The sequence below is a fragment of the Enterobacter sp. SECR19-1250 genome, from assembly GCF_013391025.1.
GTDB classification, from domain to species: Bacteria; Pseudomonadota; Gammaproteobacteria; order Enterobacterales; family Enterobacteriaceae; genus Enterobacter; species Enterobacter cloacae.
The window spans coordinates 1-9011 of sequence record NZ_JACASJ010000147.1 but is presented as its reverse complement, the minus strand read 5'-3'; the positions used below and the strand labels follow the sequence as shown (position 1 = coordinate 9011).

Genomic DNA, 9011 nt, shown 5'->3' with positions numbered 1-9011 from the left:
CCATCAGCAAAAGGGGATGATAAGTTTATCACCACCGACTATTTGCAACAGTGCCAGCTGAAGCTCATCCGGTTCACCGGTGAATCTGCCATAGCTTTCAGTCTGCTCAGTGGTCAGAAAGTCAACGGGCATATCGGCCTCCCTGCCTGACGGGCATTTAGTAACATTTTTCCAACCGTACGAAATGTTATAAATTCTCGGACACACTAAAATGGTGTTGTCTAGGTGTCTATTAAATCGATTTTTTGTTATAACAGACACCCACTGTCCGATATTTGATTTAGGATACATTTTTATGCGACTTTTTGGTTACGCACGGGTATCAACAAGCCAGCAGTCCCTCGATATTCAGATCAAGGGGCTTAAAGAGGCGGGGGTGAAAGCCAGTCGCATATTTACCGACAAAGCATCCGGCAGTTCTACCGACAGGAAAGGACTGGATCTGCTGCGAATGAAGGTGGAGGAAGGTGACGTCATCCTGGTGAAGAAACTCGACCGGCTTGGCCGCGACACTGCCGATATGATCCAACTGATAAAAGAATTCGACGCTCAGGGAGTCGCGGTCCGATTCATAGACGACGGGATCAGCACCGACGGTGAAATGGGGAAAATGGTTGTGACCATTCTTTCAGCTGTAGCCCAGGCCGAACGCAGGAGGATTCTGGAGCGTACGAACGAAGGACGGCAGGAGGCCAGGCTGAAAGGTATCCGGTTTGGCCGAAAGCGCATCATCGACAGAAATAGTGTACTGGCACTTCATCAGCAGGGAACTGGTGCAACAGATATTGCCCGCCGGCTCAGTATTGCCCGTTCCACTGTTTATAAAATTCTGGAAGATGAGAGCCGGGTTAATCTGAGCAAAATTTGAGGACGAACATGAGTGATGTAAAGGCATTCAACAATTGCATGAGTGTGTTCTGGCGACAGCATGAAGCCGAATTCTCTCGCTTTCTGACATCGAAGACAGGTGATAGCGAAAAAGCAGCAGACCCGGAGAAGACGAAGGTGATTATCGTGACGCTTGCCGAAACGACACCTGTACTGGAAGCCGCTAACCTGCAGCAGGATCTACGCCGAGCTGGCATCGAGCCGTGGGCATGGGTCGTTAATAACAGCCTGGCAGCTGCTCAACCGTCTTCGCCTTTCCTGAAGATCAGGGCGAACCGCGAGCTGCCTCTCATCTCTGATGTGGAAGAGCAGTATGCAAAGCGTATTGCATTAACAGCGCTACAGAGCGAAGAGCCGGTTGGTATTGACCTGCTGGAAGAAATGGCGAAGTAATAATGAAGGGGGCAAATGCCCCCTTCGTCTTTATTTCAGTCTTTTACCTGAATCATCAACGACTTTTTCACCGTCTTCCTTGGTGAAAGCCGCTTTCTGGGCATCTGGAAGGATATCGAGAACAACCTCTGAAGGACGGCAAAGTTTAGTTCCCAGTGGCGTCACTACGATCGGACGGTTGATCAGAATCGGATGCTGTAGCATAAAGTCGATGAGCTGGTCGTCAGTAAATTTATCTTCTGCAAGACCCAGTTCCTCATACGGCTCGACGTTCTTACGCAGCAAAGCCCGGACGGAAATGCCCATATCCGCAATGAGTTTGAGCAGCTCATCGCGTGAAGGTGGAGTCTCAAGGTAAAGAATAACGGTCGGCTCGATACCGCTGTTGCGGATCATCTCCAGCGTATTACGCGACGTGCCGCAGGCTGGGTTGTGATAAATGGTGATGTTGCTCATATCAGTATCTCATTACAAAGTGAAAGAGAGACGTAGCGCCAGCGCGGCCAGCGTTACAAACAGCACAGGCAGAGTCATGACGATCCCGGTGCGGAAATAGTATCCCCATGTGATGGTCATGTTCTTCTGTGAAAGGACATGCAGCCAGAGCAACGTTGCCAGGCTACCAATAGGTGTAATTTTCGGTCCAAGATCGCAGCCAATCACGTTGGCAAAAATCATCGCCTCTTTGATAACGCCTGTTGCAGTGCTGCCATCAATAGAGAGAGCACCAACCAGCACGGTAGGCATATTGTTCATGATGGAAGAGAGGAAAGCCGTCAGGAAGCCAGTACCAAACGTCGCGGCCCAAAGTCCTTTATCTGCCAGCACGTTCAACACACCGGAGAGGTATTCTGTTAGTCCGGCATTACGCAGACCATAGACCACCAGATACATTCCCAGAGAGAATATGACGATCTGCCATGGCGCACCGCGAAGCACTTTGCCAGTGTTAATGGCATGGCCTCGCTTCGCCACCGCAAACAGAATGACAGCCCCTACAGCAGCAATCGCACTGACCGGGATACCCAACGGCTCAAGGACGAAAAAGCCAACCAGAAGAAGGATCAACACTATCCAGCCGGTTCTGAAGGTTGCCAGATCTTTAATCGCTTTTGCCGGTGCTTTCAGGAGAGCCAGGTCGTAAGTTGGCGGAATATCTTTGCGGAAGAACAGATGCAGCATCACCAGCGTGGCGATAATGGCTGCGATATCCACCGGCACCATTACCGACGCATACTCAGTGAAACCCAGCCCAAAGAAGTCTGCAGAAACGATGTTAACCAGGTTGGACACGATAAGCGGCAGACTGGCCGTATCGGCAATAAACCCGGCGGCCATGACAAATGCCAGCGTAGTGCCTTTGCTGAAACCTAATGCAAGCAGCATGGCGATAACAATTGGCGTCAGAATCAATGCCGCACCATCGTTGGCAAACAGTGCCGCCACCGCTGCGCCGAGCAAAACGATATAGGTAAACAGCAAACGCCCGCGACCGTTACCCCAACGTGAAACGTGCAGCGCCGCCCATTCGAAAAAGCCCGATTCATCGAGCAGAAGGCTGATAATAATCACGGCAATAAAGGTCGCCGTCGCATTCCAGACAATATTCCACACTACAGGGATATCACCAAAATGGACTACGCCAGAGATCAGCGCCAGTACCGCGCCCAGCGTCGCACTCCAGCCGATCCCTAATCCCTTCGGTTGCCAGATAACCAAAACGATGGTCAGGACAAAAATAGCGCCTGCCAGTAACATAAATCCTCCAGACAGGACGGCTTTGCCGCCCTGTATATACAAAAAAAATTAAACAACCAGCTCTCTGAGTTTCTCGATGCCAGTGGGCTCTGCAGCCATTACCGGTACTAACGCTATGCGGCTTGCATGCTGGTTTTTCACAACCTCGATTTGAGGACGCTCTTGTAGGGCGCGCTGGCAAAGCAGCGGCGATTGCGTCTGTGCAATCGAAAGGCTGTTATTGATAATCCAGCCCCAGGGATGAATCCCCGCACGTTCAAGATCGGACTGCAGGTTTGCCGCTTCCAGTACAGGTGTGGTTTCAGGCAGAGTGACCAGCAAAACTTTGGTACGTTCCTGGTCCTGAAGCTGCATCATCGGAGTGGTAAAATGACCTTTATCCCCCATCTTCCTGGCAATCTCACGGTGATAAGCCCCGGTAGCATCAAGCAGTAATAGCGTATGCCCGGTAGGTGCCGTATCCATGACCACAAACCGTTTGCCAGCTTCACGAATTACGCGTGAAAACGCCTGGAACACCGCAATCTCTTCTGTGCAAGGAGAACGTAAATCCTCTTCGAGCAGCCGTTTCCCAGCCTCATCCAGATCCCTGCCTTTCGTCTCAAGAACATGCTGACGATAGCGTTCAGTTTCATCGTGAGGGTTGATTCGGCTGACCTGCAGATTTTTGAGGCTGCCATTGAGCGTTGTACTGAGATGTGCAGCAGGATCTGAGGTGGTGAGATGCACATCAAAACCCTTATCCGCCAGACTGACGGCGATAGCCGCAGCCATTGTGGTTTTGCCCACACCACCTTTGCCCATCAGCATAATCAAACCGTGTTCACTGCGGGCGATATCATCAACCAGGACAGACAACGACATATTCTCTGGCTTGTTCTGTGGGCTTTGTTCAGGAAGCGATGTTATCTCAGCGTGTTCGTTGAGCAGGCCTTTCAATGCGGATACACCAACCATGTTCAGCGGCTGCAGGTATAAGTTGTCTGTCGGCAAATCAGATAACCCGGCAGGAAGATTTGCCAGCGCCTCTTGCTCCCGTTGCCATATTGCAGCGGCCAGTGCATCACGTTCTGCTTCGCTCGCAGGCAGGACACCGTTAATGACTAAATACTGATTTTTAAGGCCAATAGCTGATAATTCGTCATGAGTACGAGCGACTTCCTGCAGTGTTGATTTTTGCAATCGCGCGACCAGCACAAGGCGAGTTCGTTCAGGATCGGATAATGCCTCAACCGCATGAGCATATTGCTCGCGTTGTTTTTCCAGCCCAGCCATTGGACCAAGACAGGAAGCACCATCCGGGTTACTTTCGATGAAGCTGCTCCAGGCTCCGGGAAGCTGAAGAAGGCGAATAGTGTGGCCAGTTGGGGCAGTATCAAAAATGATGTGATCAAAGCGGGTCAGCAGAGAAGCGTCAGTCAGTAAGCCAGTAAACTCGTCGAATGCAGCGATCTCTGTCGTACAAGCTCCTGAAAGCTGTTCACTGATGCTGTTAACAACGTCATCAGGCAAAAGACCTTTAATAGGGTCAACGATTCTGGCGCGGTATTGCTGGGCGGCGTCCTGCGGGTCAATCTCCAGAGCCGAAAGACCAGACACAGCAGTCACGGGCTGGATAGTGTTACCGATAGTCTGATCGAATACCTGACCGACATTGGAAGCCGGGTCGGTACTGACAAGCAGAACACGCTTTCCCAGTTCAGCCAGACGTATAGCCGTTGCGCAGGAAATCGAAGTTTTGCCTACACCTCCCTTACCGGTGAAAAACAGGTAAGACGGGATATTCTCTAAGAATTTCATATGTCCTCCTGACATACTCAACAACAGGAAGTTTTACCACCACAGCAACTGGTGGAAGCTAAACCCACCTTTTCCAGCGGTATACCAAACCAGCGAGCCAGTTCAGCGCGTTTTGGGTATCGCCCGGCCATCACCGTTTCACCATCAAGCAACAGCAGCGGAAGCCCTTCAGCTCCAGAAGCCTCAAGGAATGCTTTCGCTTTTTCGTTCTCAACGAAGCTCATAGGCTGCTGCGCCAGGTTATAACGTTCGATCTGAACCCCACGCCCTTTCAGCCATTGCACATCAGCAGAAAAATTGACCAAAACCTGATCGACATCTGAACCACAAACGCCGGTACTGCAGCACATCGCCGGATCAAACACCGTTAACATTTTCATCTTTAACACCTCATATTCGTAAAAACATATATGTACAGGCAAAATTTTTAGATACAAACAGCCTTACCGCTGCCAGAGCAGTTGGCCGATGCCAGCTTACGGGCGATGGCCTGTACGTCGTCCTGTTGACTTAACCAGGCCTGCTCAATCACCAGGGCAGCCCAGGAAGGAATATGCGGGGATAAGCGATAATGAACCCATTTCCCCTGCTTGCGATCCAGCAACAGGCCACTTTCCCGAAGCATCGCCAGATGGCGGGAGGTCTTGGGTTGTGATTGTTCCAGCGCTGTGCAGAGATCGCATACGCACAGCTCCCCCATCTCCCTGAGCAGTAGCACGATACCCAGGCGGGTTTCATCAGATAGTATTTTGAAAAGTTGTAGGGATGCAATTTCTGGCATTATGTACTCCTGCTATGAATGGGTATTGTCTCTCCACCAAAACAAGAAGTCAAAATCATATGTGTTTTCTCGCATGTGAGTGCAGGTGTCACTATGCGGTTGAAAAACGACCTGATGTGCGATCGTTACGTTAGTTGGGTAGGTAAAAAAGTCATTTGAGGCTAAAACATTGCTTAGTGCGGGCTTTCAGTTCATAGAGAAGAATGAATAATATCAATTATAACAATTGGTTATTTCCTTAGCGTACGTTTTCGTTCCATTGGCCCTCAGACCCCTTAAAGAGCTGCACAGCAGCGAAAAATGGCCCGCATTCCTGCAAACCGCCGTTGAGAAGAAACGCACTATCGTGATCTGCGGTGAAACCGGGTCGGGGAAAACGGTACTCACGCGCGCGCTGTTAAAATCGCTACATAAAGACGAGCGTGTAATTATTTTAGAGGACGTTCACGAAGTCACGGTCGATCACGTTGTAGAAGCCGTTTATATGATGTACGGCGATGCAGGAAAGATCGGCCGCGTCAGCGCCACTGATGCCCTGCGAGCCTGTATGCGTCTGACACCGGGCCGTATCATCATGACTGAGCTTAGGGATGATGCTGCGTGGGATTATCTTAAAGCACTTAATACCGGCCATCCAGGCGGTGTTATGTCAACGCACGCTAACTCTGCGCGCGATGCCTTTAACCGTATTGGGCTGCTTATCAAGGCGACCCCTATCGGCCGTATGCTCGATATGAGCGATATTATGCGAATGCTCTACTCCACCATTGACGTTGTGGTGCATATGGAAAAGCGGAAAATCAAAGAAATTTATTTTGACCCTGAATATAAAATGCAGTGTGTGAACGGGAGCCTGTAATGAAAAACTTAGCAACCTGGCTTCTGGCCGCAGCATTTACGACAGCCGCCCTGCCCGCCTTTGCGGTGGAACCATCCGTTCAGGTTGGCTACTCGCCTGAAGGAAGCGCCCGCGTTCTCGTCCTGAGCGCCATTGACTCCGCAAAAACCTCGATACGGATGATGGCTTATTCTTTTACCGCCCCGGATATTATGAAAGCACTGGTAGCAGCCAAAAAACGGGGAGTTGATGTGAAAATCGTAATTGATGAAAGGGGCAATACGGGGCGCGCCAGCATTGCGGCCATGAACTACATAGCGAACAGCGGCATCCCTTTGCGTACTGACAGTGATTTCCCTATCCAGCATGACAAGGTGATCATCGTGGATAATGTGACCGTTGAAACTGGCAGCTTTAATTTCACCAAAGCGGCCGAAACGAAAAACTCGGAGAATGCGGTGGTGATCTGGAACATGCCTAAGCTCGCTGAATCATTCCTCGAACACTGGCAAGACCGCTGGAATCGGGGGAGAGACTACCGTTCCAGCTACTGAATACTGACCGCCAAAAGGCGGTTTTTTTGTTCAAAGAAACTGATCTCAGTATCGCGCCCGGGGCAGCTGGCCAACGTCGCCGGCATCGCGCCGGCAAAAATCGAAAAACAGAAATATCAGCAAGATAGCTTAAACAGGTGTCGGGAAATTTCGTTGAGATATTTTGAAGGAATCACAGTGTAAGCAGGCGCTTTTTCAGGGAGGCGCGTTCTTGCGGGTTGCGTCCCTTGTGATTGGCGATGCGATCCGCCGTGGCGGCCTGGCGCTTGACGGGCCAGTAGGAGCGGCCATCCTTGCCCATCGACCAGACGCTGCTGGCCTGGTTTTCCAGCAGGGGCAGATGGGCGCTCAGGGCTTCGGGCGACGCGCTGGTCAGCGCCGTGCGCTCACGGGTGCGCCAGCGCTGATGCCAGAGCTTCTTGTCCTCGCGCTCGCTGCCGCAGGTCGTGTGCCCGACGATGGGTGTTTTGCGGCGGCTGCGGCTCATAACGTAGTGGTCTCCAAGAACATTCAGGACTGATCCCAGGCGTCGATGGTCAAGACCTGATCGGCAGGACAGGCGGCTACGCGGTCGGGAACTGGATGGTGTTCAGTCTCATGCCGACCCCATTCGATTGATCGCGTCGCTTGCGGCACGCTGCGACGCAAGGAGGTTTGCGACCTGGTTTAGCAGCCGTGTCCGCTGCATGTCTGTTACCTATCTCCCCGACCGCTCATTGGACCAACTCCAGAGATTGGGCTCTATCGCTCAGCCAATACGAAACCGGCATTGGCTGATGCCACAACCGAGACTAACACAAATGGCTCGGTACCTGTATTTCGCGCCCCGTGCACTTGGCCCGGTCTTGCCACGGCTATCTCACCTTCCCTGAGGGCACGAACAATCCCATTGCCCTGAAAGTAATCAGCCATTCCCGACAAAACAGTCCACGTGTCTTGGCCGTGAGGATGAATGTGAGCCGCAATTTCCTGCCCGGGATGGACATGCCAAACCACGATAATTGAGTCTCGGGTTTCAAGCACAACGGAACGAATAGGCTCGCCTTCGGACGGCTGAACATACTCGGCTACAGAAAATATTCTCGATTCAACAGTCATCGGAGATCCCTCTTTCACAGTTGTCGTTACGGTCTTCATCGTCGGCATCCTGACGCACGGCGGGCAATTGCTGGAGCAACGCCGGCAGCCATTCCTGTACCGTCTCCCACACCACATCGAGGTTGATGTCGAAATAGCCGTGAGCCATGCGATTACGCATATTGCGCATGCTGCGCCACGGCACGTCGGCATGCGCCTGGGTGAACTCGACGTAGCCATCCATCACCTTTGTGGCCGCCTCGCCGATGACGATCAGGCTCATGATGACGGCCTGCTGGGTGCGCTTGTCGGCCAAGAAGTCGTCCTTGGCCATCCCTTCCACGAAGCTGCGCGCATCGGTTGCGGCCTGCTGAATGTGGTCGAGGTAATCGGGCAGGCGGTTCTCGCTCATATCGGTTGCGCCTCCGCGAGCACCTTGGCCCGGAACTTCGGCGGCAGGTCGCCGGGAGTCAGCAGATCGACGTCAACGCCGAGCAGCGATTTCAGTTCTTCTTCCAAATCGCCCAAGTCCAACAACGTGGCACCGGGCAGCGCATCGACCAACAGGTCGAGGTCGCTGCCATCCCGGTCGGTGCCATGCAGCACCGAGCCGAAGACGCGCGGGTTCGCGGCGCGAAAGCGGCCTACCGCTTCACGCACTGCGCTTCGCTTCATGTCAAGCACAACAGACGGTCGCATGCGCATCCTTTCTTATCGAAACTCGTTGAGATGATATGCAATCAAGAATAGAATTTCAAGAACTATTTTCGAGAATCGCAATGCCTTGATTCCCGTGCCGCGCTGTCATTTTCAGAAGGTGACTGCACGGAATATCAAGAGTCGGCTGCACAGTCTTTTCTGATCTGTGGTCGTCTCAGAAAACGGAATCTATGGTCACTCCCGTTTTTGCAACACCGATTTT

The 9011-nt window shown here is 52.1% G+C and carries 12 protein-coding genes and 1 pseudogene; 4 read left to right on the top strand and 9 right to left on the bottom strand.

All coding sequences use genetic code 11. The features are described 5' to 3' along the window. Positions 1-295: 295 nt before the first annotated feature. Both HX884_RS24000 and HX884_RS23995 read left to right on the top strand, forming a co-directional pair. Positions 296-868: a recombinase family protein gene (locus HX884_RS24000; RefSeq protein WP_001556711.1), complete on the top strand. Its 573-nt coding sequence runs from the start codon at positions 296-298 to the stop codon at positions 866-868. A gap of 8 nt (positions 869-876) precedes the next feature. Continuing rightward, a complete protein-coding gene (locus HX884_RS23995) occupies positions 877-1281 on the top strand; it encodes an ArsA-related P-loop ATPase (protein ID WP_004118313.1) in 405 nt (134 codons plus the stop codon). 30 nt (positions 1282-1311) lie between these two features. On the opposite strand, the gene arsC is transcribed toward HX884_RS23995, so the two are convergent. The 5 genes from arsC to arsR are packed head-to-tail and all read right to left on the bottom strand — an operon-like array spanning position 1312 to position 5620. Then, on the bottom strand, positions 1312-1737 hold the full coding sequence (arsC, locus tag HX884_RS23990; RefSeq protein WP_000065758.1) for a glutaredoxin-dependent arsenate reductase: 426 nt from the start codon (positions 1735-1737) through the stop codon (positions 1312-1314). A gap of 12 nt (positions 1738-1749) precedes the next feature. Continuing rightward, a complete protein-coding gene (gene arsB / locus HX884_RS23985) occupies positions 1750-3039 on the bottom strand; it encodes an arsenite efflux transporter membrane subunit ArsB (RefSeq protein WP_000922630.1) in 1290 nt (429 codons plus the stop codon). Between the two features lie 48 nt (positions 3040-3087). Beyond that, the gene (gene arsA, locus HX884_RS23980; protein ID WP_001556710.1) at positions 3088-4839 is read right to left on the bottom strand and encodes an arsenite efflux transporter ATPase subunit ArsA; all 1752 of its coding nucleotides are present in this window, start codon (positions 4837-4839) and stop codon (positions 3088-3090) included. A 17-nt stretch (positions 4840-4856) separates the two neighbouring features. Further along, entirely contained in the window at positions 4857-5219 is a 363-nt protein-coding gene (arsD, locus tag HX884_RS23975) for an arsenite efflux transporter metallochaperone ArsD (RefSeq protein ID WP_000783215.1), read from the bottom strand. A 47-nt stretch (positions 5220-5266) separates the two neighbouring features. Beyond that, positions 5267-5620 carry an As(III)-sensing metalloregulatory transcriptional repressor ArsR gene (arsR, locus tag HX884_RS23970; protein WP_001114073.1) on the bottom strand — a complete coding sequence of 118 codons (354 nt, stop codon included), beginning with the start codon at positions 5618-5620 and terminating at the stop codon, positions 5267-5269. Between the two features lie 274 nt (positions 5621-5894). Between arsR and HX884_RS23965 the strand changes: the two are divergent. Both HX884_RS23965 and HX884_RS23960 read left to right on the top strand, forming a co-directional pair. Continuing rightward, a pseudogene (locus HX884_RS23965) lies at positions 5895-6479 on the top strand (CpaF/VirB11 family protein); the annotation flags it as partial. Next, positions 6479-7012 carry a phospholipase D family protein gene (locus tag HX884_RS23960; protein WP_000792636.1) on the top strand — a complete coding sequence of 178 codons (534 nt, stop codon included), beginning with the start codon at positions 6479-6481 and terminating at the stop codon, positions 7010-7012. The pseudogene HX884_RS23965 and the gene HX884_RS23960, both read left to right, overlap by 1 nt. 172 nt (positions 7013-7184) lie before the next feature. Here HX884_RS23960 and HX884_RS23955 read toward each other — a convergent pair whose 3' ends face one another. The 4 genes from HX884_RS23955 to HX884_RS23940 form a co-directional block, all read right to left on the bottom strand. Beyond that, positions 7185-7499: a hypothetical protein gene (locus tag HX884_RS23955; protein ID WP_000091613.1), complete on the bottom strand. Its 315-nt coding sequence runs from the start codon at positions 7497-7499 to the stop codon at positions 7185-7187. 254 nt (positions 7500-7753) lie between these two features. After that, positions 7754-8110 (bottom strand): cupin domain-containing protein, encoded by a 357-nt coding sequence (locus HX884_RS23950; protein ID WP_000215515.1) that lies wholly within the window; start codon positions 8108-8110, stop codon positions 7754-7756. Continuing rightward, entirely contained in the window at positions 8100-8501 is a 402-nt protein-coding gene (locus HX884_RS23945) for a DUF86 domain-containing protein (protein WP_001293886.1), read from the bottom strand. Before HX884_RS23945 ends, HX884_RS23950 begins: the two co-directional genes overlap by 11 nt. After that, positions 8498-8788, bottom strand: a complete 291-nt coding sequence (locus tag HX884_RS23940) for a nucleotidyltransferase family protein (RefSeq protein WP_001247892.1) — start codon at positions 8786-8788, stop codon at positions 8498-8500. The genes HX884_RS23945 and HX884_RS23940 overlap by 4 nt, the downstream gene beginning before the upstream one ends. Positions 8789-9011 lie beyond the last annotated feature (223 nt).

What these genes read in the sequence shown, in the direction of transcription:
- HX884_RS24000 (WP_001556711.1), top strand. Translation starts at nt 296, where the DNA reads ATGCGACTTTTTGGTTACGCACGGGTATCAACAAGCCAGCAGTCCCTC.
- HX884_RS23995 (WP_004118313.1), top strand. Translation starts at nt 877, where the DNA reads ATGAGTGATGTAAAGGCATTCAACAATTGCATGAGTGTGTTCTGGCGA.
- arsC (WP_000065758.1), bottom strand. Translation starts at nt 1,737, where the DNA reads ATGAGCAACATCACCATTTATCACAACCCAGCCTGCGGCACGTCGCGT.
- arsB (WP_000922630.1), bottom strand. Translation starts at nt 3,039, where the DNA reads ATGTTACTGGCAGGCGCTATTTTTGTCCTGACCATCGTTTTGGTTATC.
- arsA (WP_001556710.1), bottom strand. Translation starts at nt 4,839, where the DNA reads ATGAAATTCTTAGAGAATATCCCGTCTTACCTGTTTTTCACCGGTAAG.
- arsD (WP_000783215.1), bottom strand. Translation starts at nt 5,219, where the DNA reads ATGAAAATGTTAACGGTGTTTGATCCGGCGATGTGCTGCAGTACCGGC.
- arsR (WP_001114073.1), bottom strand. Translation starts at nt 5,620, where the DNA reads ATGCCAGAAATTGCATCCCTACAACTTTTCAAAATACTATCTGATGAA.
- HX884_RS23960 (WP_000792636.1), top strand. Translation starts at nt 6,479, where the DNA reads ATGAAAAACTTAGCAACCTGGCTTCTGGCCGCAGCATTTACGACAGCC.
- HX884_RS23955 (WP_000091613.1), bottom strand. Translation starts at nt 7,499, where the DNA reads ATGAGCCGCAGCCGCCGCAAAACACCCATCGTCGGGCACACGACCTGC.
- HX884_RS23950 (WP_000215515.1), bottom strand. Translation starts at nt 8,110, where the DNA reads ATGACTGTTGAATCGAGAATATTTTCTGTAGCCGAGTATGTTCAGCCG.
- HX884_RS23945 (WP_001293886.1), bottom strand. Translation starts at nt 8,501, where the DNA reads ATGAGCGAGAACCGCCTGCCCGATTACCTCGACCACATTCAGCAGGCC.
- HX884_RS23940 (WP_001247892.1), bottom strand. Translation starts at nt 8,788, where the DNA reads ATGCGACCGTCTGTTGTGCTTGACATGAAGCGAAGCGCAGTGCGTGAA.